Genomic DNA, 22,827 nt, shown 5'->3' with positions numbered 1-22,827 from the left:
AATTCTCATGGATAGTTTAGGAAAAAAGGCGCTTACAAAAACGGTAATAACAGGAACGGCTATATGCCGTTCCTGTTAACTGAAAGTATCCTTATTTCTTAATGATATACCAGTTGGTACCGTCTGTCTGAAGGGTAACGAAAGTCCAGTCGTTGTATATTTTATACGTACCACCGGCTGCACCACCTTCTATCTGTGCAGGAGAAGTGATATTCACTTCGTTATCCAGACCGCCGCCAATTTTCTTGATCGTATAGATACGACCGGCAATGTTGGTAGCTACAGGCAATGTAATTGTTACAACACCACCGGTTGTGTTCACCAGTATAGTGTTATCTGTTTCTGCAACGGTTGTGTTAGTGGTCACCGTTCTGATAGACATAGACACGGAACCGTTCACCTGTAAAGTAGAGTTGGGTTTTGTAACACCACCGATCATTACTGAATCGCGGTATTCTTTAGCACCTGCAAATGCCTGGTTACCGGTAGTTACCACACCACGGGCAGCTACAGCCGCATCAGGTACGTTCAGGGTGATCACGTTTGCAGTGGTAGTACTGTCAAACGCAACGTCTGTACCAGCAGTACCGTTCTTAAAGTGAACAGCGGGACCAGTCTGGCCATTGATATTTTGTACAGCGCCGTTGAAGGCAGCATCGTTCAGTGTTTTCTGAGAGATCACACCGGAAGCAGCGCGGATCAGTACATTGTTCTCCGTAGCAGCAGCAGCGGGGAACGGGTTAGTAGCAGTCAGCGTATTGCTCAGGGTGGTAGCACCGGCCAGGGTAGTTGCGCCATTCAGGGTAGCAGTGCCATTCAGGGTGGTTGCACCAGTTACGGTAGCAGTACCACCCAGTACAGTATTACCTGTAACATTCAGGTTAGCGCCTGCAGTCAGATCATTCTGGAAGGTTTTAGCGCCACCGAAAGTTTGAGCGCCAGTAGAAACGGCGCCAGCGTTGGTAGCGTCTGCAGCGTGCAACACGAGGTTACCGGCTGCGTCCAATGTTAAGCCTGTGGCCACGGGAGTAGTAGAGAAGGTACCGATCACGATCGCTTTCTGGGCGGCGTTGATCCTGTTCCAGTCAGCCTGCGTTAACAGACCTCTTTTTTTGGTACCGTCTTGTGTTGGTATATTGAACCTGTGCTCACCGGTACCATTATCCGCGATATTGAAGTCCATTCCAGCGCTATCAATCACCAGGGTCTGGGCGGGTGTGAGATCGCCATTCAGACTAGAGATAACGTTGGTAAAAGCGGCAGCAGGCATGGTACGCCTCATTACAGCACCACCTGCGCCTAATACCAGCACTTCTACGTCAGTATTAGCGCCAGCGGCTACGGTTTTCAGCTCTACGTTACCAGCACCGGTAACGCGGATCGCTTCAGTAGCATTTGTGCGGATGGATAAAGCCTGGTTATCACTGGTACCAATGTAGTTGTTGGTAGGGTTGGTACCTGCGTTACCGGTCAATGTCCAGTTACCACTTGCCACAGAAGCATCAGCCATTCTTTCCCAGTGGCCGAATTTTCTTACATACAAGCCTCTGTTAGGACCAGGTGTAACGCCATCTGAAAAGTAGATGATCATACCGTCCAGTGGAGAAAGGGCGTTGATCGCCGTAGTATCCGTAAGACGGGGCAGTAAAAGACCCTGCCTTGTAGATTCCAGTTCCAATACAGCGGAACGCTGGATATTGGTAGGATTGTCGCCCACTTTCAGCTGGGCTTTCGAGGTAAGGGCGCCCAAAGCGAGGACACCGGCGAAGAGCAGTCTGGCTGCAATACGTAAAGATCTGTTCATGGTATAAGGATAGTTATCAGTCCAAATAATTTTTGAAGGGGTAGCCTTCTTCTTAGATTTATTTAATATTCACCAATTCGATTACGTTCATTAGTGTCAAAGTATAATAATGGCCACAGAAGCGCATTCACGCTCATTGCAGCTACGATGTTCTACTGTTCATCCCCAATAATTAATGGCTAAAATTTGGCTGTTGAGGTTCAGCTCATAAGTGTTTCCGTATCAATAGTAAGGTTTATCCACTACACATTTAGATACAGGATAAATATCATATCACAAAAATGATATATTTAAATAGTAACTAAAATGGTATTATGGTGCCATTTTATATGTAAGATTTGGTATATGTAGGGGAGGCAGGTGTGGGTGAACGTATAATAATTTCCGGTGAAAGTGGTTAAAGGGCTGGTAACAAGCCAGTAAATGGCTCAACTTCGGTAGTCTAACCGGCCATCAGCTAACATCTTCGTGTTACTGCAAAAAACAATCCCGACCCGGAAAACCGGATCGGGATCATAAATTTAACAAAGCATTCTATTTATTATGCTTCTGATTTTTCTGATTTGTTGCTCTTGGGCTGATTCTTAATGGTAAAGATCAGTTTCTGATTTTCTTTATCCAGGTCAGCCACCAGGATATCCCCGTTATGGATGTTCATATTGAGGATCTCTTCTGCCAGGGGATCTTCCAGGTATTTCTGGATGGCCCTGTGAAGCGGACGGGCGCCAAACTGCTGGTCGTAGCCTTTCTCTGCCAGGAAGCCTTTGGCTTCGTCTGTCAGCTCGAGGCTGAAGCCCAGGTTGTTGAGGCGTTTCAGTACGCTCTTCATGGTGATATCGATGATCACATAGATATGTTCTTTGGTCAGTGAGTTGAAGATCACCACGTCATCGATACGGTTGAGGAACTCGGGGAGAATGTCCGTTTAAGTGATTTTTCGATCACTGCCTTGGTATTTTCCTCTTCGTTCATCGCCTTGGTTCCGGTAGTGAAGCCCACACCTGCGCCGAAATCTTTCAGCTGGCGCACCCCGATATTGGAGGTCATGATAATGAGGGTGTTCTTGAAGTCCACCTTACGGCCCAGGCCATCTGTCAGTATACCGTCGTCCAGTACCTGGAGCAGGATGTTGTAGATATCCGGGTGTGCTTTTTCGATCTCATCCAGCAGGATCACGGAGTAAGGTTTGCGGCGCACTTTTTCAGTGAGCTGACCGCCTTCTTCGTAACCTACGTATCCCGGAGGCGCGCCTATCAGGCGGCTTACGGAGAATTTCTCCATATACTCACTCATATCTATACGGATCAGTGAGTCTTCGGAATCGAACATGTACCGGGCCAGCGCTTTAGCCAGCTCTGTTTTACCTACACCGGTAGGACCGAGGAAGATAAAGGTACCGATGGGCTTTTTAGGATCTTTCAAGCCTACCCTGTTACGCTGGATGGCTTTGGTCACCTTGGAGATGGCTTCATCCTGTCCAACTACCGCGCCTTTCAGGTCTTCACCCATGCGGCGGAGCTTTTCAGATTCGGCCTGCACCATGCGTTTTACGGGAATGCCGGTCATCATGCTCACTACTTCTGCGATGGCTTCTTCATCGATGGGGTAGCGTTTATGTTTCACTTCTTCTTCCCATACTGCTTTGGCGCGTTCCAGGTCTTCACCCAGTTTCTTTTCGGTATCGCGCAGCGCAGCTGCTTCTTCAAAGCGCTGGCTTTTCACGACTTTATTCTTCTCCTGTTTAATGTCCTCGATCTGTTTTTCGAGGTCCAGGATGTTTTGCGGTACGTTGATATTCTTCAGGTGCACACGGGCGCCAACTTCGTCGAGCACGTCTATGGCCTTATCGGGCAACAGGCGGTCTGTCATGTAGCGGTCGCTCAGCTTCACACATGCGTCGATCGCTTCTTCTGTGTAGCTCACGTTGTGATACTCTTCATACCTGGGTTTGATATTGTTGAGGATCTGTATCGTTTCGTCCACAGTGGGGGGATCAACCATTACTTTCTGGAAGCGGCGGTCAAGCGCACCATCCTTTTCGATATACATGCGGTATTCGTCCAGGGTAGAGGCGCCGATGCATTGCAGTTCGCCACGTGCCAGGGCTGGTTTAAAGATGTTGGACGCATCGAGTGAGCCAGAGGCTCCGCCGGCGCCAACAATGGTATGGATCTCATCGATGAAGAGGATCACATCCCTGTTCTTTTCCAGCTCGTTCATAATAGCCTTCATCCTTTCTTCGAACTGGCCGCGGTATTTGGTACCGGCTACGAGTGCAGCAAGGTCAAGGCTTACCACGCGTTTGTCGAACAATACGCGGGATACCTTCCTTTGCACGATGCGCAGCGCGAGACCTTCCACGATAGCGGTTTTACCCACACCAGGTTCGCCGATAAGGATCGGGTTATTCTTTTTACGACGGGAAAGTATCTGGGATACTCTCTCTATCTCCTGCTCACGGCCAACGATGGGATCCAAGCTTCCGCTTTCAGCGAGCTTGGTGATATCCCTGCCAAAATTGTCCAGAACCGGAGTTTTAGACTTGGTGTTGGTCTGTTTGCTTTTTGAGGCGAAACTTTTTCTTTCGTCCTCGAATTCCTCTTCGCCCGGGTCGTCAAACTCGGCTTTAGGATCTGCTGACTTTACAAAGCCCAGCTCGTTTTTAAAAGTATCGTAGTCCACGTCAAACTGTTGTAAGATTTGTGTACAAACGTTTTCCTTATTCTTGAGAATAGACAGCATCAGGTGCTCCGTTTCAACGGTTGGGCTTTTCAAAGCCTTTGCCTCGAGTACAGTAACCCTGATGACCTTTTCTGCCTGCCTTGTAAGTGGAAGACTATTGATATTGGCAATGTTCTTTCCAGTCTTGTCTTTTACGGCCAATTCAACCTCTTTGCGCAATTCATAGAGGTCCACATTCAATGCCTGCAGAATTTTTACTGCGGTGCCTTCACCCTCACGAATAATGCCCAGCAGCAGGTGTTCTGTGCCTATGAAATCATTTCCCAAGCGTAAAGCCTCCTCCCTGCTAAACGAAATGATCTCCTTTACTTGCGGTGAAAAATTCTGGTCCATTGTGAGATTATTAAATTATTAAAACCCTTACGGGGGCTTGCTTATACAATATTAGCAAATAATTTTGATTCTTTTGATCTAACACGTTAATAGTATAAGATTTACTTTTGTGCTGTGTGTTGCAGGAAAAGGCTGTGATTATACCTACGGAGAAAGCGACTTTTCAGTTGCCGGCTCTTGGAGAATTTTCGCGGTTTCCCTCAATTATTTCACTAAATGTACTAAACAAGATCCGGCCTTATGAGATTCAAAATTGATACCAAAGAAAAAATAGTGATTTTCCGACCGGAAATTCAAGTGCTGGATGCTAATTTGTCAGAAGAATTTATCCGCCAGATCACCGAATTACCGGAGCTCGATGGCAGGAACCTTATACTGGACATGGCATTGGTTGAGTCGGCAGATGAGGTCGGAATACAGGCCATTTTAACAGTATACGGTCAGCAGTATGACAGTAATCTTTCGTGTGCGATCACAAACGTTAACAACACTTTAACAGCAGCGCTCAGCAAGGACTGCGATTATGAACTGAATATCACCCCTACCCTTTCCGAGGCCATCGATATGGTGATGATGGAATCACTTGAAAGAGACCTGCTGGATGAAGAATAGCCGTTAGCCGTTAGCAGCTGGCAATTAGCAGTTAACGGTTGTTAGTGGGCAGAATTCGTTATTTTCGGCGCAAGGCTGTCCGGCCACTAACAATTAGTTACTAACGACTGACGACTTTTGATATATGTTTGGAGTTACGATCTTAGGCAACAATTCCGCCATACCCACTGCAGAACGACATCCTACCTCCCAGGTTATTACCTCCAATGACCAAGTGCTCATGATAGACTGCGGGGAAGGCACCCAGCTGCAGCTGACACGCTTTAAGATCAGGCGCAGCAAGATGCGGCACATCTTTATCAGTCATTTACACGGCGATCATTACTTTGGCCTGATAGGGCTGGTGAACAGCCTTAACCTGCTGGGCCGAACGGAACCGCTTACCATATACGCGCCACCGGAACTGGAAACCATTATACGCCTTCAGCTGGAATGTTCTTTAACCCAGCTGAAATTTGAGCTTTCCTTTGTAGCCCTGCTGGCAGAACGGGCTGGTGTGATCCTGGAGGAAAAGGACCTGCAGGTGAGCTACTTCCCAGTAAATCACCGGATCCCCTGCTTTGGATTCATATTTGACCAGCAGCGCAAAAAGCGGAAAATTATCCCCGACCAGGCCCAGGCCTACGAGATACCAGCTGCTTACTATTCCCATCTGCAGGAAGGCGCTGATTATCAGCGTAAGGACGGTGTGCTGGTAAAAAACCATTGGGTGACCCTCCCCCCTCCTAAAGGCAAAAAATACGTGTATTGCGCCGATACCATCTATGACGAAGGATTGCTGCCCTACCTGCAAGGAGCGGACCTGGTGTACCATGAGACCACTTACCTTTCAGCCCTGAGCCAAAGGGCAGCGGAACGGTTCCATAGCACGTCCGTGCAAGCCGCTACGCTGGCATTAAAGGCAGGCGCCAAACGGCTGCTGATAGGGCATTTCTCCTCTAAATACACAGAGCTGCAGCCTTTCCTGGATGAATGCTGGCCTGTTTTCCCAAATACAGAGCTGTCTGTAGAGGGCGCTACTTTCATCATCTGAGGAAAGGTGACTAAGCTTGCAGGAAGCTTTCAGGAAGGTTTCACTAAGGTGGCACGAGGAGTGGACGAGGAGTGGACGAGGAGTGGACGAGGAGTGGACGAGGAGCGGACGAGGAAAACATGAGGAGTGAACGGGGAAAACACGAGGCTTGCACCAAAGAAAAACCCTCCAAGGGTTTGAAACCCCTGGAGGGTGGAGAATTTCGCAGTTACTTATAGTTACTTACAAAAGCTTTTATTTTAGCATCCAGCTCCCTGCTTACCGGCACTACGGGCAGGCGGAAGGCATTTTCAGCTATTCCACCGTGATACAGGAACGCTTTGATGCCAGCCGGGTTGTTTTCTGCAAACATCAGGTCGAACGCTTCATGCATCTTGTAATGCAGGTTGCGGGCAGCAGGGAAGTTGTTAGCCAGGCCCGCTTTTACCATAGCTGAAAAATCGGCTGCAAAGTAGTTGGCGGCAACAGAGATCACGCCGTCCATACCACAGGCCAGCTGGGGCATGGCGAGGGCATCATCACCGCTGATCACCAGGAAACCGGCTGGTTTATCCTTTATGATCTGCATGCACTGTACCATATCGCCGCTGGCTTCTTTCATGGCGACAATATTCTCCACTTCATGCGCCAGGCGTACGGTAGTGGCGGCCGTCATATTACGACCAGTGCGGCCGGGTACGTTATAGAGGATAACCGGTTTAGGAGATGCTTTGGCGATCGTTTTATAGTGCTGGAAAATACCTTCCTGGCTGGGCTTACTGTAATAGGGAGCCACGCTGAGCACCGCTGCAGCTTCATCCAGCGGACAGGTTTCGAGGCGTTTCACCACATCGCGTGTATTGTAGTCACCAATACCCACTACCACGGGGACCCGTTTTTTCACCTTTTCGAAAGTAAACTTTATCAGGTCAAGCTTCTCTTCAGAAGAGAGCGTAGGTGTTTCGCCTGTAGTACCTAATGATACCACGTAGTCTATCCCACCATTAATCACATGATCTATCAATTTTTCCAAAGCATTCCAATCGATGCTTTCATCTGCTTTGAAGGGTGTAACGAGTGCTACACCTGATCCTCTTAACTGTTCCATTAATAGTTGTTAGTTGACAGTTGTCAGTTGTCAGTGGCAAATTGTTAGTGAAAAAAGACTCAAAACTAACAACTGTTAACTGATAACTGGCAACTTTTTTTAGCGTTCGTCGTAAAAGCCCATGTTACTGAATTTTTCAATCCGTTGCTCTATGCGGGTATCGGGATCGATCTTCTTCAGTTCTGCCAGGGTTTCCTTGATCCTTTGCTTCAGGATAGCAGCTGCTTCCTCCGGGTTTACATGTGCACCACCCAGGGGCTCTTTAATCACTCCATCTACCAGTCCGAACTGGCTCATGTGATCGGAAGTAAGCTTCAGTTCTTCGGCAGCCTTTTCCTTGAAGTTCCAGGTACGCCAGAGGATGGTGGAGCAGTTTTCGGGGGAGATCACGGTATACCAGCTGTTTTCCAGCATGAATACGCGGTCGCCTATACCGATGCCCAGCGCGCCGCCGGAGGCGCCTTCTCCGATGATGATACAGATTACGGGCACACGGAGGCGCATCATTTCAAACAGGTTGCGGGCAATGGCCTCCCCCTGTCCTCTTTCCTCAGCTTCCAGCCCGGGGAATGCTCCCGGCGTATCTATCAGCGTAACGATAGGCTTATTGAATTTCTCAGCCAGTTTCATGAGGCGGAGGGCCTTGCGGTAGCCTTCGGGATTGGCCATCCCGAAGTTGCGGATCTGGCGCATTTTGGTATTAATACCTTTCTGCTGGCCAATGAACATAATGGTTTCGCCATCCAGTTCGGCAAAACCGCCTACCATTGCCTTATCGTCCTTCACGTTCCTGTCGCCATGCAGCTCGAGGAAGTTTGTAGTCATTTTTTCAATATAGGCAAGGGTATAGGGCCTGTCGGGATGCCTGCTCAGCTGCACTTTTTGCCAGCTGGTGAGATGGTCATAGATATTCTGGCGGGTGGCAACGATCTTCTGTTCGTACTCTTTTACGGTAGCAGAGACGTCTACGCCGGATTTCTGGCCATTCTCTTTCAGCTTTTCCAACTGCTCATACAGGTCAGCAACAGGTTTTTCAAAGTCCAGGAATTGCATAATCAGATTTAAAATTGGTTAAAGAACGGTGTAAAGATAAAGCTCTAAAGTTTTTTTAAAAAAGATTTGCGAATTTGATCTATTTGTTGCTATCTTTGCCATCCCAAAACGGAACAGGGATAACACCCTGGAAGTGAGGAGGATCGGTAGTTCAGTCGGTTAGAATGCCGCCCTGTCACGGCGGAGGTCGCGGGTTCGAGTCCCGTCCGGTCCGCATAGTAAGACTGATACAAAGTTAAAAACCCGCTCGATGAGCGGGTTTTTTGTTTTACAAAGTATATAGCTGTGAAGATGTTACTGTCTCCACGCGCTAATTATTTTCTCTCCGGAACAAGAAATGGCGTTCCTTTCGCTCCAAGAAAAAACACCAGCAGCTTAGCTTCCTTGGTCTTGCTCAGATTTTTGGTTTGGCTATGTAAACCATTTGGCTCCTCCCAGAAGGTGTCACCTGTTTTGTAGACATACTTCTGCCCTTCAAAGGTAGATTCTATTTCACCCTCCAGTACATATCCAATTGTTGCCTGTGGATGCCTGTGAGCGCTGGCTACTTCACCCGGAGCAAAATTTACCAGTACTACCTGGGCTTCCTGTCCTTTAACATCAGGTAAAGATGTAATCTCTCTCTTAAAAAGCACTTTAGGTGCATGTTTGGTTACTTCATCATGTGATGAATGTTGCGCTTTTGCGTTCACTGCAAATACTGTGGACAAAAGCACGAGGCCCAATGCAAACTTTTTCATAATAACTGTTTTTATAGATTATAGCATATATCTGCTGCCGGTCACTCACTCCAGGGCGAATGAATAATAGCATCGCGGAAATTCTTTCTTTCGAAATTGGGTATCATGAAAGCACAGATATCTGCATTGATAGTGCCATACGTAGTGTCCGGCTTATGTTTAAAGCCTTCAAAAAAAGCAGGAATGATCTTTTCCTTAAAACCGGTACGCGGAAATTGTTTGACAATTTCTGCACGTTGTTCTTCGGATAGCTGGTCATATCCCCTTCCGACCACGTCCAATGCTACCCCATAATTCAATAGCGCCACTTCTGCTTCTTTATGCGGCGCAACGCCGGGTATCGTATGTAAGGCGATTGCATCCCATACGAGTTGTAAGGTTTGCTGCGGCAGTCCATGACCCCTGAGAAATTCACGGGCCGCATTAGCACCGTCTACCTCAAAACATTTATCCGGGCTACAGTAATGTGCAGTAAGCCCCAGGTCATGAAAAGCCGCACTGACGTACAACAGTTCAGGATCGAAAGCAAGCTTTCTTTGTCCGCCGTTTAAGGCAGCAAATAAAAACGTACGCAGTGAATGATTGTATAACAATTCGCTTCCATGCTCCAGCAACAATTCAGTTGCCTGACGGGCTATTGTGCTGTCAGGTATTTTAATACCTGCGACAGTTTTAGGCATCTTTGTTGTCATCATCTTATAAAGATTTGAACTTTTTGCAATCGCAAAGCTCCGAAGGAAAACTGCCTATCTGCTTAAACTGGTTTAAGAAAGATAATTTTTCAGGATTAAACCGGGGTATTCCGGGGTAGTCTATGAAAGGTCCCGGTAAGAAAGAAATTTAGCTCACGCGCAAAACGATCTTCCCCACCTTGCCGCGTTCAGACAGCATTTCAAATGCCTGCTGCGCCTCAGCCAAAGGAAAAACACCCGCGATAGCCGTGCGTATAAACCCACCATCGATCAGCTTTCCGATCTCTATGAGCTGCTGACGGTTTGACCGGACGATAAAAAAGATCCCTGTTACACCAAGATTGGGAGAAGGCTGATCGATCGACTCACCTGCGATCGACACCAATACACCGCCCTTTTTCAATACCTGCCAGCTGCGTTGCTGTGTGTCGCCGCCAATAGTATCCAGCACAACATCCACATCGCTGAGCTCTTTTTCAAAAGCCTGCGTCTTATAATCAATGACCTTTTCCGCACCAAGTGCTTTCAGCATTTCGATATTATCCGCCCCTGCCGTAGCGATGACACGAGCGCCAGCCCAGCGCGCCATCTGTACCGCAAAGATGCCCACGCCGCCAGCGGCCCCATGAATAAGTACCTGCTTACCGGACCGGAGTTTTGCATGATCAAAAAGAGCCTGCCAGGCGGTCAACGCGGATAAAGGGACAGATGCAGCGTTGACGGGGTCCAATGTCTGAGGCTTTGGCGCAAGGTCGGCAGCGGTCACGGCAACATACTCTGCAGCCGCGCCATTGCGGAAGAATGAAGTGAGGCCATAGACCGTGTCGCCCACGGCTACACCCTGCACGCCGGGGCCCAGGGCTTCAATAATTCCACATACCTCGTGGCCCGGGATTGTAGGCGTCCTGCTGTTGCCCTTCTCGTCGGTATAAGTTGGCCCCCAGTCAAGCTCTCCCCGGGTGATACTGCAGGCAAGCACCCGGACCAGCGCATCTTCATCGCGCAAGGCGGGCTGTGGCGCATCTTCAAAGACAAGCTGCCCGGGTCCTCCTGCGGCGTGTAAACGAATTGCTTTCATACCCTTTTTTATGCAAAGCTAGCTTATGTTCAAAAACATTCCTTACAGATCCTGTCCCCTATTGCGTCAATAAGCCCGGAGTCGATAATATTTTCTTCATATACCGCTTGCAGACAATCGTCTTCTGTTGACAAAAATAAGATCTGGTGGCCTGCCACATCAGCCATTATTCTGCAATCGCCGCTTTCATGATCAACGGTAACAACGACATCATAGTCAATACCTTTATATGATATCTGTATTTTATGTGTGTCCATCTTGAAAAAGTTTGAGGAGGCGTTCCAGGAACCGGACCAAAAAGCATGCCTTCGCCACGCCAGCAGCTTTCTTCATGGCATAATATTAGTGACTACAGCAGGCAAATATGGCCAAGAGTTACAAATCGATTTACAGCGCGCTTGGGGCAAACCTGCTGATAGCAATTGTCAAATTCGTAGCCGGCGCCTTTACCAACAGCTCTTCCATGGTGGCAGAAGGGGTGCATTCCATGGTAGATACCATTAACGAGGTACTTTTATTATATGGCTTGAAACGCAGCAAAAAGCTGCCGGACATAAAAAGACCTTTTGGTTACGGGAAAGAACTCTACTTCTGGTCATTTATTGTCTCGATCCTTATTTTCGGTTTGGGTGGCGGCATCTCTATTTACCAGGGGATACAGCACATACTGCACCCCGAGCCCCTTGGCAATATTACATGGAACTATGTGGTGCTGGGGTTTTCCATATTGTTCGAAGGCAGCTCCTTTGTCATCGCAATAAGGGAGTTTAATACACTGCGAGGTAATCTGCGTTGGTGGCCGGCGGTGGTAAAGAGCAAGGATCCGTCCAGTTTCCTGGTATTATTCGAAGATGGCGCTGCCGTAACCGGATTGCTGATAGTAGGCGTTCTCATGTTCCTGAACCAGCGTTATGAGCTCCCGGTGCTGGACGGTGTAGCTTCCGTGCTGGTGGGATTGGTCCTGGTATTCGTTTCGATGATACTGGCCCGTGAAAGCCGTAGCTTGCTGATGGGAGAAGGTATTGCGCCCGAAACGGTTACCCGTATCAAGGCGCTGGTAGAAAAAGATCCGGGCATTGAAAGAGTGGTCACCGTATTATCTACCTATCAGTCGCCTGAAGAGGTGGTCCTGATGCTGATGGTTGCCTTTCGCCCGGATCTTGATGCCAGAGAAATAACAGCAACTATTGACCGGATGCGCAAAGAAATAAAGGCGACTTATAAATTAGTGCGGTATATTTTTATTCAACCTGCTACATACGAAGCGCCGTTGGACTAAAGTAAATGAACTATCCCGCATTTACCATCCACCGTATCCCAAAGCGATCCGTAAAATTGCCATGCCATGCGCCCCAGAATTGTTGCTTGAAGGGAACATGTGGCTTCCCTCCTTCTGACAGCTGATCAAATATTTTCTGGCCTTCCTCCGGACTGGATACTGATATAGATAATGATACATCCCCCGTGCCCCTGGTAATTGATTTCCCGGGCATGGTATCACTGGCCAGGATCGTGTTTCCTCCAAAGGAATAAGCAGCGTGCAGTATCTTGTTCTTATATTCCTCAGGGGCTTTCATCGCCGGGTTATCATAGCGGTTTACTACATTGATCTCGCCGCCCAGGATCTGCTGGTAAGTTGTCAAAGCCTCTTCGCAGTCCCCATTGAAGTGCAGGTAGGGAACCAGCTGAATTGTTTGTTGATTCATGGCAAAAATATTTACATCAAAATTACTTTATGAGGAGAAGGTTTAATTGTACAATTTCGACAGCACTATAAATTATACAACTTAGCCATCCTATTTGCCAGCGCGGGTTGAATAACCTGTACAATCGTAAATTGTTCTTTGAGAAAGTCGCGCGGGGTAAAGTTTGTAAGCTGTTTAAACTCTCTTATAAAATGCGATTGATCATAATACCCGCATTCATAGGCAATACCTGTGAGAGAGGTATGCCTGCATGAATACATCGCCAGCACGGCGTCGTTAAATCTTTTTATTTTCAATAGTTCTGCAGGTGTTAACCCCATTACTGTTTTAAACCGACGTTCCAGTGTTTTGTAGTTGGTATTGAATTGAGCAGCTAATTCATTAATAGGGGTAGCAGGGTATTGTAACAGTACCTTCGAACATTTAGCTACAAAGCTGTAAGCATCACAAGTTTTGTAAATCTTTTGCAAGAGGAAATTGTCTGCCAGTATTACTCTTTCTTTATTGCTCGCTTCAGCCATTTGCTCTTCCAGCCTGCTGTATTCCTTTCCCAGCAGGTCTTCAAGCTGGAAAAATGCATTTGAAAACAAATGAGCAGGGATCTGGAAGAAGGGATATGAACCGCCAGGTTTGAAGCGTATAGAGAAGATATGCTGTTTCCTGGTTTGTGAAATGATGAGTGATTGCCTGCGGATGCCGATGACGTGCGATCCTTTTACAGTCAGTGATTGGCCGTCTTTGATCTGCGCATAATGATCTCCAAAATTAAACATCAGCTCAATGGTGCCGTCAGGGATCAGCGATTCCTGTTCTCTGAACGGCGGCCTGTCGGCCAATGCTGACCAATAGCATTCAATATAGCCCGCCAGGAGAGGATGCGGTTTGTATTCTTTGTATTCCATTGATCAATGGCTGTTGCAGGAAATGAAGATAGTAAAAAAGCCGATGGGAATACAGGCGGTTTTGTTGTTGCGGGACTGCTTCCGCTGCTCTTAATACTATACGGCAGGCGGCAGGCGCGCTTGGAGTGGCTGTTTTTGGCGCAATGGCCAGCGGCAGCGCCCGGAACATTGCCTGGACGGCCAGAACCAGCGGGTTAGTTTCCTGCTGCAGCTTGCTGTTGGCAGGGGCGCTGATTCATCGGTATGTGCGCAAAAAGTAAGGCTGGTCCGTATATTATTCGTATACCAACCAGCCTCTTTATACGTATGCTACATTATTTCGCGGGTGTGTATGTATAATACGACTCTGCCAAAAAATCTCCCTTCAACTGGTCGCGCCAGCTGATTACGCCAACACGCCCCCGGGCATCCGGCGTCGTAAAACGCTGAATACGGAAAACAAAATCACCGTTCTCTGTCCAGTTATTGGTAGAATAACGGGGCAGCAGCACCGCGCTGTAATTATCAGGAGCATTCAATGCCAGGCCATGTTCCAGGTTAAAGAAACGTTCGGCATTAGGCAGGTTATCATAACGGTTTTCGCGGAAGTCGTTCCATCCCCAGAAATTACCTTGTTGGCTGTAAACGGCCCGGGAAGTGTCGGTATTGGTGATCTGCAGCACAACAGTGTCACCCCAGATGTACCTGGCAGCAGGAGGAATGTTCACCCAGTTGTCACTCGCCTCTTCGTACTCAGCGCGGAATGGCAGGCGTTCAACACCGTTATAATAGAATTTGCGCAGGCGGATCCTTTGCCAGTGGTCTACCTGGTAGCCAACTACCTTCACTACACGCTGCAGGTTATCGTAATAAAGCGTGTCTACATTGGTTTGTATCAACTGGGTAGTATCTGTTCCGGAGCTCATCCTGACGTGCAGCCAGGGCTTATTGAACTTGTTATAGTGATAGATGTCCAGCACCTTGGAATAGCTTGGCTCTCCTCCTTCATATACGAAGATGGTCCTTACCTGTGTGAGGAGCACAGATGGTTTGGGGGGCAGCGGGATACAGGGGCCGGGATGATCTTTGATACAACCTGCCAGTAATGAACAGCACAAAGCTGCCAGTAAGATAGATCTGCGTAAAACGTTTTCCATAACAATCACTATTTATTAGGGTTATATAAAGAAGTGTCGCGTCAGGGGCTTACCTAATGGTCTATAATCAGATTGAAATTACAGGAAATGGGCGTGCTTGTCCAGTACTTATTCCAGTAAAGTTAGAGCGGGCACCGCGGTGATTACGGGCAAAGGAAAGGTACCGGCTTTCTTCGTTCCCTTCTCCTGCCCCTGCGCCGTTAGGGTCTTTAGGGATATTAAAGCATTTTTGCAGAATATCATCGGTGATCTCTGCAGGGCCGATCTTATTATTCGCCTTATTGGTCATCACAATAATAAAAAGCTGCTGTGAAGGAACGATCTTATAATCGCACACACTGCCGATACCTGTTCCACCGCCACCTTTGTGTATAATGATATCCGCACCATTCATCCTGGAATGCCAGCCGGGCGTATTGGATAACTTTTTAGAATAGGGTGTCCACATCGTATTTGTCGTTTGCTTATTTAACAAGGTGTGCTTATTCAGGGCCTGGCTTAAAGAGATGAAATCAGTTAAAGTAGTTTGCAGTCCACCGGAAGGTATACCATAATCTCCGGGACGGAAATGCGATGCCACTTCCTTCCATTTTCCGTTCTTTAAAAGGTGGCCCATGGCACCATTACGGTTAGCAATACCTACGCCGCTGTGGCTCATTTGAAGGGGCTGGAAGATACTTTTATTCATATACTCCAGGTAAGTGGCGCCGGATATTGTTTCAACCAGTTTACCAAGGATAGCGAAATTGAAATTATTGTACTGCTGTTTCTGGCCGGGCGCAAAAGACATCGGTAACTTAGCTGCGCTTTTTATTGAGCGCTCAAACGAATCATCATCCTTCTCTCCCTTCAACTCAGGGATACCGCTGGTATGGGTCATGAACTGCCTGATGGTGATATCGCCCCAGGCTTTGGGCAGCTCTTTCATGTATTCTTTTATCGGGTCCTCCAGGCTTATTTTTTCCTGCTGTACTAATATCATGAGGCCAATACCTGTAAACGCTTTTGATACGGAACCAATGCTGAAGATCGTTTGCTCATTCACCTTTTCTTTCCCCTGCATGGATGTAACACCATATGTTTTTTTGAAGAGTACTTTATTCTGCTGGATCACGGCTACTGCCATGCCCGGAAATTGCTCTTCCGTCATCGCCTTGCTGATGATGCGGTCTATTTTTTCATCGAGCCCTTTCTGTGCATATAAACATACAGATGACTGAAGTAGAATAGCGAACGATAGGAACAGGGATCTAAGCATACGATGGGATTTGGACATAAATTATCAAAAAAACTTCATAAACAGCAACCCCACCGGTACAATAATTGTGGCATTCTCTATATGCACAGGCTAACAGACAGAAACAGCCTGCAGCCCTTGCTGGCTGCTATAGAAGACCGGCGTATCGTCATGCTTGGCGAAGCCTCGCACGGCACCCACGAATATTACACCTGGAGAACCAGCATATCGAAACAGCTTATAACAGAAAAGGGATTCAAATTCATTGCAGTAGAAGGCGACTGGCCGGATTGCTACCGCATTAACCGCTATGTGAAGGGATATGAGGACGCGGGCGACGACATCATGTCGATACTACAGAGCTTTGACCGCTGGCCCACCTGGATGTGGGCCAACTGGGAAATTGCTGCACTGGCCGAATGGCTGCGTGAATATAATCGTCATTTGCCTGCGGATGAAAAAGTAGGATTCTACGGACTGGACGTATACAGCCTTTGGGACTCTATGAAAGCCATGGTAGACTACCTGGAAAAAGAAGATACACAAGCTGCGCAATCCGTTAAAGCAGCCATTGCATGCTTTGAGCCTTTCAATGAAGACGAACGGCTGTATGCACATTTCTCACTCAGCGGCCATCGCTGCAGCGATGCAGTAGTAGCCCTGCTAAGAGAAATAAGGCTGAAAGCGCAATACCTGGACGGCGACCGGGAAGCAGCCTTAAATACAGAGCAGAATGCACTGATCGCCGTGAATGCTGAAAAATACTATAGCAGCATGATCGGCTTTAATAATGAGAGCTGGAACATCCGGGACAAACATATGATGGCCACGCTGGAGCGCCTGCTGTTATTCCATGGCCCGCTGTCAAAAGGCATTGTGTGGGAACACAATACACATATCGGAGACGCCAGGGCAACAGATATGGCGAAAGCAGGCATGGTGAACATCGGACAACTGGCAAGAGACACTTATGGAGCCGCCAATGTGTTCCTGACCGGTTTCAGCAGCTATAAAGGAACGGTGATCGCAGGCGATAGCTGGGGCGCCCCCATGCAGGAAATGGAAATGCCGGAAGCCAAACCGGGAAGTATAGAGGCCGTACTGCACCAGGAAACAGACCATGATGGTTATCTCCTGCTGCATGAAGAACAACGCGACCTCTTTCATAACAGGATTGGGCACCGCGCTATCGGCGTAGTATATCATCCTGGACCGGAACGCAGTAGTAATTATGTTCCATCTGTACTGGCAAAACGTTATGACGCTTTTGTATTTCTTGATGAAACGCGGGCGCTGCACCCTGTCCACCTGCATCCACACGGCCAGGGAGTACCCGAAACTTACCCCTTCGGGGTATAAAATGTGATATTATGTATTTCCAAGACAGATATGATGCTGCCCGGCAGCTGGCGACCCAGCTGGAGAAATATAAAAAGAATGACGGTGTAATACTGGCTATACCAAGAGGCGGCGTACCGATTGGCTATTACCTGGCCAAATATCTTGGCTTTGATCTTGACCTGCTGATGACCAAAAAGATCGGGCACCCGGCAAACGAAGAATACGCCATAGGCGCTGTAGGCCTGGAAGACAGCATAATAGAGGATACTATAAATGTACCTAAGGCTTACCTGGATGAGGTGATACCGCGCATCCGCCGCCAGTTGAAAGAAACCTATAAAAAATTTATGGGCAGAATAACGCCCTCGGTTATACGTGATAAAATAACGATCGTCGTAGATGATGGAATAGCCACTGGGAGAACGATACTGGCCACTTTAAAAATGTTACGCAATAAACAACCTAAAAAACTGGTCGTAGCAGTTCCTGTTGCTTCAGATCAGGCGGCAGAAAGGATCAGCCAGGAAGTAGATGAATTGATTTGCCTGTATATCCCCTCTCCTTTCTATGGAGTGGGGAAATTTTACCTGGATTTCAGCCAGACCGAGGACAGAGAAGTGATGACCCTGCTAAAAGCGTTTGCGAAAGGCCATGCTGTATAAAACATACATCAGCGCACTGTTATACAAGGCCTTAGCCAAATAGCTGATGGCCTGCTTTTTGTTCCCTCAGCTATAAAATCTTTCGCATATGGCAGCAGCAGCTCATCATTCCCTGCGGTCGTTCTTCGACCAGTATGCACAAGCTACCAATGAAATGAAGGCCGCTACCGTCGCAGGTTTCTATGCGGACAACTTTATAGCAGCAGGCCCAAAAGGCAACATGGCCTTCCAGAACGATGAAAAATTCCTGCAATGGCTGAACCAGCTAAAAGCATTCAACCGGCAGACCGGTATGGGCAAGATGCAGATCGTTCACTTCGAGGAAAGCCCTATCAGCGGTTACTATCAGATGGTGACCATTGAATGGGGCGTAACATTCCAGCAAACCGGCGATGAGCTGATCACTTTTAGCATTACCTATTTCGTGGATGTTACCGGCAAGATGCCGAGGATCATTATGTATATCTCTCATGTTGACCAGGAAGATTATATGCGGGAGAAGGGATTGTTATAAGCCTGGCTATGGTGATAGCAATGGTACTGGTATTCTAAAGTATCGTGGCTACCTGTAGCAGCTCCCGGAAATCAGCAACAGTTGTTTGATGTCCTGACATAGCTGCTATACCGGTAAAAATATCTGCGGGTGTTTTACCTTGCCTGCGGAGATATTGTATAGAGGTATCCCCCGCTGATTTGGAAAGTTTCTTATCCCCCGCTCCCATCAGCAAGGGATGATGCCAGAAAGTGCTGCCCTGAAAGTTGTTGCCGGGCAATAGTGAGGACAGGTACAACTGAGCAACCGTGGATGGCCAGAGGTCTTCCCCGCGTACGATGAGATCAACTCCGAAATACTGATCATCGATGACGGACGTTAGCTGGTAGGCAGGAAAGCCATCTCTTTTTCTCACCACGAATGACGACATAGCCGGTGGTAACGCAGCTTTGATGCTTTGTCCGGAGAGCGTATTGACATGCACCTGCTCCTCCCCTGTTGTGCATAATCTCCAGCTCACGTTTTCTTCATCCAGCGGAATGCCTTTATAACGGCAGGTACCCGGGTAAACACCGTCCACGCTGGCGGCGGCGATCTGGGTACGTGAACAGCTACACGCAAATACCTGTCCGCTTTCCCGGAGATGTTCCAGGGCTTGCCTGTAAAGGTCCATCCGGTGCAGCTGGGAATAAGTTGTTTCAAATTCCGGGTAATCGCGTGGGCCTTCGTCCCAGGGAATGTCCAGGAAGTGGAGGGTATTGAAGATATCTTCTACGTATTCACGCGCAGCGCGCTCGCGATCCAGGTCGTCGATGCGGAGGAGGATACGGGCTTGTGTTTTCCGGGCAATGGTGGCGGTCAATGCAAAAGACAATATATTGCCCACATGCAGAAAGCCGCTGGGTGTAGGTGCTATCCTGGTTTTCGAAAAAGTGAGCGCCGGATTCATGGCTGGCAAATTAATACTTAGCGCGGGAAAAGTGCCTGAATAAAATTTGATTTGCATTTTTGAAATATTTCTGCATATATTTGCAGCCCTGAATTAAGGAACGGATCGGTAGTTCAGTCGGTTAGAATGCCGCCCTGTCACGGCGGAGGTCGCGGGTTCGAGTCCCGTCCGGTCCGCAGAAAAGGATTATCAGCAACGATAATCCTTTTTGTTTTTATACATCGCATAGCGATCTTACCACGGTTGCTGCCGCAGCCATTCCTTCTTTTTAGCCATATAATCGTCCAGGAAAGTCCGTTTTATGCAGGCTGTGAAGCTATCGAGGCGTTCGCAATGCTCAGAATAGGCATCGTTCATCACCCTTCCGTTAAAAGCAAGCGCATAACTGGCATTGCTCATGACGATATTTATCGTTCCTATTTTGGCTGGAACTAAGATACTGTCGGCAAATCTTGTGAGCTGGCACCATTGGGAGGAATCAAGCTTCGTGCTGAAGCCATCATAGAAGGTTGGACATTTCCAGCGATCGAAGCTGATCCGGGCCTCCTGACTGTAGGCGCGGGTGACCTGATAGACACGGGCGGATATTTTGTCGCTGTCTTTCTTGCAATGGAGAAGAAGAATGGAATCGTAGTTCTCGCGATAGAAAAAGAGCTCCGTGGAATCAGGGATAGTTACAGGAGTTATGGGAGCGAAACGGTCGAATTGGCTGGCGAGATAGAGAAAGGATTGCTGATCATAGCCGGAAGGTACGTTGGCTGCAGGTTGAGAGGACTGGTGGCATGCGATGATGACGAGAAAGGAAATGGAAATGAAGAGGAGACTTAGTTTCATAGGTTAGTGGTTTAGTAAACACATAACCGCAAAGATATTGGGTTCGGGGTTAAGATTCGCATCCAGAAACTGATAAAACAAAAGCCGCATAAATCACATGATTTGTGCGGCTTTGCTGTTTCGTGTCGCAAAGATCTTATAAGCTGAAATTCGCAAAGTCAGTATACCCTTTCTCTCCATTTCTCGTATAATACGCAGAGCGGTCCGCTACGGCCAGCGGCCAGTCGTTCTTCAAGCGCGCAACAAGATCGGGATTGGCTACAAAAGGTCTGCCGAAGGCGATCAGGTCCACCCAGCCGGTAGCTAATGCAGCCTGTGCTGACGCTTTATTAAAGCTGCCACACCAGATGATAGCGCCCCTGAAGAGATCCCGCGTTTTTTTTACAAACTCATCTGGCAGATGCTGTTGATTGAAGGTGGCCTCCTGCATGTTTCCCTTTGGCATTAATTCGTAAAGCAGGTGAATGTAGGCAATGCCACGGCGGTCTAGCTCCTGGCACAGGTAGAAAAAGGTTTCTTCTGCAAACGGATCGTGTGGCATACTATTGTAATGCCCGAACGGAGAAAGCCTCACTCCTACGCTACCGGCGCCCAGCTCCGCTATCGCTGCATCGATCACCTCCAACAGGAAACGCGTGCGGTTTTCCAATGTCTGACCACCATATTGATCATTGCGTGTATTGAGCGTTGCGTTCATGAACTGCTCAAACAGGTACCCGTTTGCACTATGAATTTCCACGCCGTCGAATCCTGCTTTGCGGGCATTGCTAAAGGCAACTTTAAAATCATTTACTAAAGCAGGCAATTCGTCTGTTCTGAGCTGTCTGGGTTTACTGGCGCGTACAAATGTCAGCTTACCTTCGGCATCATGCGCAAACACATCAGATCCCACTGCCTGTTCATCAGTAACGCCCCATGGCGCCTGTCCCCCGGGCATTATGGAAGTATGTGACATTCGTCCTACATGCCAGATCTGCATGAAGATGTTACCATTATTGCGGTGAACCTCGTTTGTTACCAGTTGCCATCCTGCTATCTGGGCATCTGTGTAAATGCCCGGCGTCCACAAATACCCTTTGCCATGTGGCGCTATATCTGTTGCTTCTCCTATTATTAACCCGGCGCTGGCACGCTGCCCGTAATATTTCGCCATCAGGGCATTGGGTACATCGCCGGCTGAAGTACGGGTTCTTGTCATCGGCGCCATTACTATGCGATTGGCCAATTGCAAGGATCCCAGCTGGTTAGATTCAAATAAGTTCATCTTTTTTTTCGCAAAGTACCGCCGCATTGAATTCATCTCCAATAACTTACGGCAGTGTAAGTGTACTGTAATCAAGGTTTGTATTGTTCATTTTCAATTACTTGCCAAATCCGGAAAATTGATTTATGACATAAGAATGACAGTCATTTTGAGCAGCTTCTGGCTTACTTTTGTGATAAATTAAACCCAATAAAAATTGGCATACAGCAGAACACAGCGGTCCAACTGGGTAACTAATCCCGACGCATGCGCGGTTGAAACTGCGCTCGCTACGATTGGTGGAAAATGGAAGCTCAGGATATATGACCTCCTGAAAAAAGGACAATCTGTGCGATACAACCTCATTAATAACGAACTGGGAGATATATCTGAAAAGACCTTAACTGCTCAGCTGCGAGAGATGGAACAGGACGGGATCATTACCCGTATTGTTTTTGCAGAGGTACCCCCACGGGTTGAATACCAGTTAACACCCCTGGGACAGTCGCTGGAAAACGTTTTTGATGCCCTGGCCAGCTGGGGTAGAGCGTTTACTGAGCATAAGCCTCCTACGCCTTAAAACCCTGCCAAGCCCTTACATAAAAAAAATAAGATCAATTTCCTTAGAGTATATCGGTATAAAATATTATCTTAGCAACTAAGATATTTACCCAATAAGATATATAATGAATGATGATATACTTACCCAAGTAAGAAAATTGAGCCAGGCCTACGCATATACCGCTATTCAAATGCACGAAACCATTGGCCAAAAGGCAGGGCTTTCAGGCACTGACCATAAATACTTAGGGTTTTTATTACAAAAAGGTGAGATGACGGCAGGCGAGCTTTCAAGTTTAACAGGCCTTACAACAGGCGCCATTACCGGTTTAATAGACAGGTTTGAAAAGAAAAAACTGGTCAAAAGACGCTTTGCTGAAGATGACCGGCGAAAGGTGCTCATTGAACCTGACACTAAGAAAATAATGGCGCTTTTTGAACCACTTTATAAAGAGTACCGAAGCAGATCGGAGAAATTGCTCGCTTCATTTTCAAACGAAGAAATCAAGATCATTGCAACCTACTTTTCAAAAGCAATTGAAATAATGAACGACACTACCAACAAGCTCAGTAACAAGTAATGTCAGAA

22 protein-coding genes, 2 tRNA genes and 1 pseudogene are annotated in these 22,827 nt (G+C 47.7%); 10 read left to right on the top strand and 15 right to left on the bottom strand.

Features of this window, described 5'->3' with window-relative positions; all coding sequences use genetic code 11:
• Nucleotides 1-91: 91 nt before the first annotated feature.
• Both ACR9Y8_RS23810 and ACR9Y8_RS23805 read right to left on the bottom strand, forming a co-directional pair.
• Nucleotides 92-1,804, bottom strand: coding sequence for an autotransporter outer membrane beta-barrel domain-containing protein (locus ACR9Y8_RS23810; RefSeq protein WP_481215755.1), 1,713 nt, complete (start codon nucleotides 1,802-1,804; stop codon nucleotides 92-94).
• A gap of 541 nt (nucleotides 1,805-2,345) precedes the next feature.
• Nucleotides 2,346-4,879, bottom strand: a pseudogene (locus ACR9Y8_RS23805) (ATP-dependent Clp protease ATP-binding subunit).
• A 240-nt stretch (nucleotides 4,880-5,119) separates the two neighbouring features.
• Between ACR9Y8_RS23805 and ACR9Y8_RS23800 the strand changes: the two are divergent.
• Nucleotides 5,120-5,491: an STAS domain-containing protein gene (locus tag ACR9Y8_RS23800; RefSeq protein WP_481215754.1), complete on the top strand. Its 372-nt coding sequence runs from the start codon at nucleotides 5,120-5,122 to the stop codon at nucleotides 5,489-5,491.
• Nucleotides 5,492-5,615: 124 nt separating this feature from the next.
• Nucleotides 5,616-6,524, top strand: coding sequence for a ribonuclease Z (locus ACR9Y8_RS23795; RefSeq protein ID WP_481215753.1), 909 nt, complete (start codon nucleotides 5,616-5,618; stop codon nucleotides 6,522-6,524).
• Nucleotides 6,525-6,732: 208 nt separating this feature from the next.
• On the opposite strand, the gene dapA is transcribed toward ACR9Y8_RS23795, so the two are convergent.
• Together dapA and ACR9Y8_RS23785 are read right to left on the bottom strand one after the other, a co-directional pair.
• Nucleotides 6,733-7,611, bottom strand: a complete 879-nt coding sequence (gene dapA, locus ACR9Y8_RS23790; RefSeq protein WP_481215752.1) for a 4-hydroxy-tetrahydrodipicolinate synthase — start codon at nucleotides 7,609-7,611, stop codon at nucleotides 6,733-6,735.
• Between the two features lie 99 nt (nucleotides 7,612-7,710).
• Nucleotides 7,711-8,664 carry an acetyl-CoA carboxylase carboxyltransferase subunit alpha gene (locus ACR9Y8_RS23785; protein ID WP_481215751.1) on the bottom strand — a complete coding sequence of 318 codons (954 nt, stop codon included), beginning with the start codon at nucleotides 8,662-8,664 and terminating at the stop codon, nucleotides 7,711-7,713.
• A 140-nt stretch (nucleotides 8,665-8,804) separates the two neighbouring features.
• Here ACR9Y8_RS23785 and ACR9Y8_RS23780 point away from each other — a divergent pair.
• Nucleotides 8,805-8,878, top strand: a tRNA-Asp gene (locus ACR9Y8_RS23780).
• A gap of 100 nt (nucleotides 8,879-8,978) precedes the next feature.
• Here ACR9Y8_RS23780 and ACR9Y8_RS23775 read toward each other — a convergent pair.
• From ACR9Y8_RS23775 to ACR9Y8_RS23760, 4 genes are all read right to left on the bottom strand, one after another.
• Nucleotides 8,979-9,404 (bottom strand): cupin domain-containing protein, encoded by a 426-nt coding sequence (locus ACR9Y8_RS23775; RefSeq protein WP_481215750.1) that lies wholly within the window; start codon nucleotides 9,402-9,404, stop codon nucleotides 8,979-8,981.
• Between the two features lie 41 nt (nucleotides 9,405-9,445).
• Nucleotides 9,446-10,099 (bottom strand): HD domain-containing protein, encoded by a 654-nt coding sequence (locus tag ACR9Y8_RS23770; RefSeq protein WP_481215749.1) that lies wholly within the window; start codon nucleotides 10,097-10,099, stop codon nucleotides 9,446-9,448.
• Between the two features lie 145 nt (nucleotides 10,100-10,244).
• Nucleotides 10,245-11,174, bottom strand: a complete 930-nt coding sequence (locus ACR9Y8_RS23765) for an NADP-dependent oxidoreductase (RefSeq protein ID WP_481215748.1) — start codon at nucleotides 11,172-11,174, stop codon at nucleotides 10,245-10,247.
• Between the two features lie 29 nt (nucleotides 11,175-11,203).
• Nucleotides 11,204-11,431 carry a hypothetical protein gene (locus ACR9Y8_RS23760; RefSeq protein WP_481215747.1) on the bottom strand — a complete coding sequence of 76 codons (228 nt, stop codon included), beginning with the start codon at nucleotides 11,429-11,431 and terminating at the stop codon, nucleotides 11,204-11,206.
• Nucleotides 11,432-11,538: 107 nt separating this feature from the next.
• Here ACR9Y8_RS23760 and ACR9Y8_RS23755 point away from each other — a divergent pair, with 107 nt between their 5' ends.
• Complete coding sequence (locus tag ACR9Y8_RS23755) at nucleotides 11,539-12,453, top strand: cation diffusion facilitator family transporter (RefSeq protein ID WP_481215746.1); 915 nt, start codon at nucleotides 11,539-11,541, stop codon at nucleotides 12,451-12,453.
• A 10-nt stretch (nucleotides 12,454-12,463) separates the two neighbouring features.
• Here the strand turns inward: ACR9Y8_RS23755 and ACR9Y8_RS23750 are convergent, their stop codons facing one another.
• From ACR9Y8_RS23750 to ACR9Y8_RS23735, 4 genes are all read right to left on the bottom strand, one after another.
• Nucleotides 12,464-12,880 carry a VOC family protein gene (locus tag ACR9Y8_RS23750; protein WP_481215745.1) on the bottom strand — a complete coding sequence of 139 codons (417 nt, stop codon included), beginning with the start codon at nucleotides 12,878-12,880 and terminating at the stop codon, nucleotides 12,464-12,466.
• A gap of 65 nt (nucleotides 12,881-12,945) precedes the next feature.
• Entirely contained in the window at nucleotides 12,946-13,782 is an 837-nt protein-coding gene (locus ACR9Y8_RS23745) for a DUF6597 domain-containing transcriptional factor (RefSeq protein ID WP_481215744.1), read from the bottom strand.
• A 314-nt stretch (nucleotides 13,783-14,096) separates the two neighbouring features.
• Entirely contained in the window at nucleotides 14,097-14,918 is an 822-nt protein-coding gene (locus ACR9Y8_RS23740; protein WP_481215743.1) for a hypothetical protein, read from the bottom strand.
• Between the two features lie 67 nt (nucleotides 14,919-14,985).
• Nucleotides 14,986-16,176 (bottom strand): serine hydrolase domain-containing protein, encoded by a 1,191-nt coding sequence (locus ACR9Y8_RS23735; RefSeq protein WP_481215742.1) that lies wholly within the window; start codon nucleotides 16,174-16,176, stop codon nucleotides 14,986-14,988.
• An 81-nt stretch (nucleotides 16,177-16,257) separates the two neighbouring features.
• Here ACR9Y8_RS23735 and ACR9Y8_RS23730 point away from each other — a divergent pair, with 81 nt between their 5' ends.
• From ACR9Y8_RS23730 to ACR9Y8_RS23720, 3 genes are all read left to right on the top strand, one after another.
• On the top strand, nucleotides 16,258-17,514 hold the full coding sequence (locus ACR9Y8_RS23730) for an erythromycin esterase family protein (protein WP_481215741.1): 1,257 nt from the start codon (nucleotides 16,258-16,260) through the stop codon (nucleotides 17,512-17,514).
• 11 nt (nucleotides 17,515-17,525) lie between these two features.
• Complete coding sequence (locus ACR9Y8_RS23725) at nucleotides 17,526-18,158, top strand: phosphoribosyltransferase (protein ID WP_481215740.1); 633 nt, start codon at nucleotides 17,526-17,528, stop codon at nucleotides 18,156-18,158.
• A gap of 88 nt (nucleotides 18,159-18,246) precedes the next feature.
• The gene (locus ACR9Y8_RS23720; RefSeq protein WP_481215739.1) at nucleotides 18,247-18,672 is read left to right on the top strand and encodes a hypothetical protein; all 426 of its coding nucleotides are present in this window, start codon (nucleotides 18,247-18,249) and stop codon (nucleotides 18,670-18,672) included.
• 34 nt (nucleotides 18,673-18,706) lie between these two features.
• On the opposite strand, the gene ACR9Y8_RS23715 is transcribed toward ACR9Y8_RS23720, so the two are convergent.
• The gene (locus ACR9Y8_RS23715) at nucleotides 18,707-19,600 is read right to left on the bottom strand and encodes a glutamate--tRNA ligase family protein (protein ID WP_481215738.1); all 894 of its coding nucleotides are present in this window, start codon (nucleotides 19,598-19,600) and stop codon (nucleotides 18,707-18,709) included.
• 102 nt (nucleotides 19,601-19,702) lie between these two features.
• Here ACR9Y8_RS23715 and ACR9Y8_RS23710 point away from each other — a divergent pair.
• Nucleotides 19,703-19,776 (top strand) — tRNA-Asp (locus ACR9Y8_RS23710).
• A gap of 58 nt (nucleotides 19,777-19,834) precedes the next feature.
• Here ACR9Y8_RS23710 and ACR9Y8_RS23705 read toward each other — a convergent pair.
• Both ACR9Y8_RS23705 and ACR9Y8_RS23700 read right to left on the bottom strand, forming a co-directional pair.
• Nucleotides 19,835-20,434, bottom strand: a complete 600-nt coding sequence (locus ACR9Y8_RS23705) for a hypothetical protein (RefSeq protein WP_481215737.1) — start codon at nucleotides 20,432-20,434, stop codon at nucleotides 19,835-19,837.
• Between the two features lie 136 nt (nucleotides 20,435-20,570).
• Entirely contained in the window at nucleotides 20,571-21,698 is a 1,128-nt protein-coding gene (locus tag ACR9Y8_RS23700) for an alkene reductase (protein ID WP_481215736.1), read from the bottom strand.
• Between the two features lie 196 nt (nucleotides 21,699-21,894).
• On the opposite strand from ACR9Y8_RS23700, the gene ACR9Y8_RS23695 reads away from it, so the two are divergent.
• Together ACR9Y8_RS23695 and ACR9Y8_RS23690 are read left to right on the top strand one after the other, a co-directional pair.
• The gene (locus ACR9Y8_RS23695) at nucleotides 21,895-22,257 is read left to right on the top strand and encodes a winged helix-turn-helix transcriptional regulator (protein ID WP_481215735.1); all 363 of its coding nucleotides are present in this window, start codon (nucleotides 21,895-21,897) and stop codon (nucleotides 22,255-22,257) included.
• Nucleotides 22,258-22,363: 106 nt separating this feature from the next.
• Complete coding sequence (locus ACR9Y8_RS23690; protein ID WP_481215734.1) at nucleotides 22,364-22,819, top strand: MarR family winged helix-turn-helix transcriptional regulator; 456 nt, start codon at nucleotides 22,364-22,366, stop codon at nucleotides 22,817-22,819.
• The last annotated feature ends 8 nt before the right edge of the window (nucleotides 22,820-22,827 follow it).

The organism is Chitinophaga sp. SVR4-12A, from assembly GCF_056754765.1.
This window is presented reverse-complemented; position numbering and strand designations above follow the sequence as displayed.

What these genes read in the sequence shown, in the direction of transcription:
- ACR9Y8_RS23810 (WP_481215755.1), bottom strand. Translation starts at nt 1,804, where the DNA reads ATGAACAGATCTTTACGTATTGCAGCCAGACTGCTCTTCGCCGGTGTC.
- ACR9Y8_RS23800 (WP_481215754.1), top strand. Translation starts at nt 5,120, where the DNA reads ATGAGATTCAAAATTGATACCAAAGAAAAAATAGTGATTTTCCGACCG.
- ACR9Y8_RS23795 (WP_481215753.1), top strand. Translation starts at nt 5,616, where the DNA reads ATGTTTGGAGTTACGATCTTAGGCAACAATTCCGCCATACCCACTGCA.
- dapA (WP_481215752.1), bottom strand. Translation starts at nt 7,611, where the DNA reads ATGGAACAGTTAAGAGGATCAGGTGTAGCACTCGTTACACCCTTCAAA.
- ACR9Y8_RS23785 (WP_481215751.1), bottom strand. Translation starts at nt 8,664, where the DNA reads ATGCAATTCCTGGACTTTGAAAAACCTGTTGCTGACCTGTATGAGCAG.
- ACR9Y8_RS23775 (WP_481215750.1), bottom strand. Translation starts at nt 9,404, where the DNA reads ATGAAAAAGTTTGCATTGGGCCTCGTGCTTTTGTCCACAGTATTTGCA.
- ACR9Y8_RS23770 (WP_481215749.1), bottom strand. Translation starts at nt 10,099, where the DNA reads ATGATGACAACAAAGATGCCTAAAACTGTCGCAGGTATTAAAATACCT.
- ACR9Y8_RS23765 (WP_481215748.1), bottom strand. Translation starts at nt 11,174, where the DNA reads ATGAAAGCAATTCGTTTACACGCCGCAGGAGGACCCGGGCAGCTTGTC.
- ACR9Y8_RS23760 (WP_481215747.1), bottom strand. Translation starts at nt 11,431, where the DNA reads ATGGACACACATAAAATACAGATATCATATAAAGGTATTGACTATGAT.
- ACR9Y8_RS23755 (WP_481215746.1), top strand. Translation starts at nt 11,539, where the DNA reads ATGGCCAAGAGTTACAAATCGATTTACAGCGCGCTTGGGGCAAACCTG.
- ACR9Y8_RS23750 (WP_481215745.1), bottom strand. Translation starts at nt 12,880, where the DNA reads ATGAATCAACAAACAATTCAGCTGGTTCCCTACCTGCACTTCAATGGG.
- ACR9Y8_RS23745 (WP_481215744.1), bottom strand. Translation starts at nt 13,782, where the DNA reads ATGGAATACAAAGAATACAAACCGCATCCTCTCCTGGCGGGCTATATT.
- ACR9Y8_RS23740 (WP_481215743.1), bottom strand. Translation starts at nt 14,918, where the DNA reads ATGGAAAACGTTTTACGCAGATCTATCTTACTGGCAGCTTTGTGCTGT.
- ACR9Y8_RS23735 (WP_481215742.1), bottom strand. Translation starts at nt 16,176, where the DNA reads ATGCTTAGATCCCTGTTCCTATCGTTCGCTATTCTACTTCAGTCATCT.
- ACR9Y8_RS23730 (WP_481215741.1), top strand. Translation starts at nt 16,258, where the DNA reads ATGCACAGGCTAACAGACAGAAACAGCCTGCAGCCCTTGCTGGCTGCT.
- ACR9Y8_RS23725 (WP_481215740.1), top strand. Translation starts at nt 17,526, where the DNA reads ATGTATTTCCAAGACAGATATGATGCTGCCCGGCAGCTGGCGACCCAG.
- ACR9Y8_RS23720 (WP_481215739.1), top strand. Translation starts at nt 18,247, where the DNA reads ATGGCAGCAGCAGCTCATCATTCCCTGCGGTCGTTCTTCGACCAGTAT.
- ACR9Y8_RS23715 (WP_481215738.1), bottom strand. Translation starts at nt 19,600, where the DNA reads ATGAATCCGGCGCTCACTTTTTCGAAAACCAGGATAGCACCTACACCC.
- ACR9Y8_RS23705 (WP_481215737.1), bottom strand. Translation starts at nt 20,434, where the DNA reads ATGAAACTAAGTCTCCTCTTCATTTCCATTTCCTTTCTCGTCATCATC.
- ACR9Y8_RS23700 (WP_481215736.1), bottom strand. Translation starts at nt 21,698, where the DNA reads ATGAACTTATTTGAATCTAACCAGCTGGGATCCTTGCAATTGGCCAAT.
- ACR9Y8_RS23690 (WP_481215734.1), top strand. Translation starts at nt 22,364, where the DNA reads ATGAATGATGATATACTTACCCAAGTAAGAAAATTGAGCCAGGCCTAC.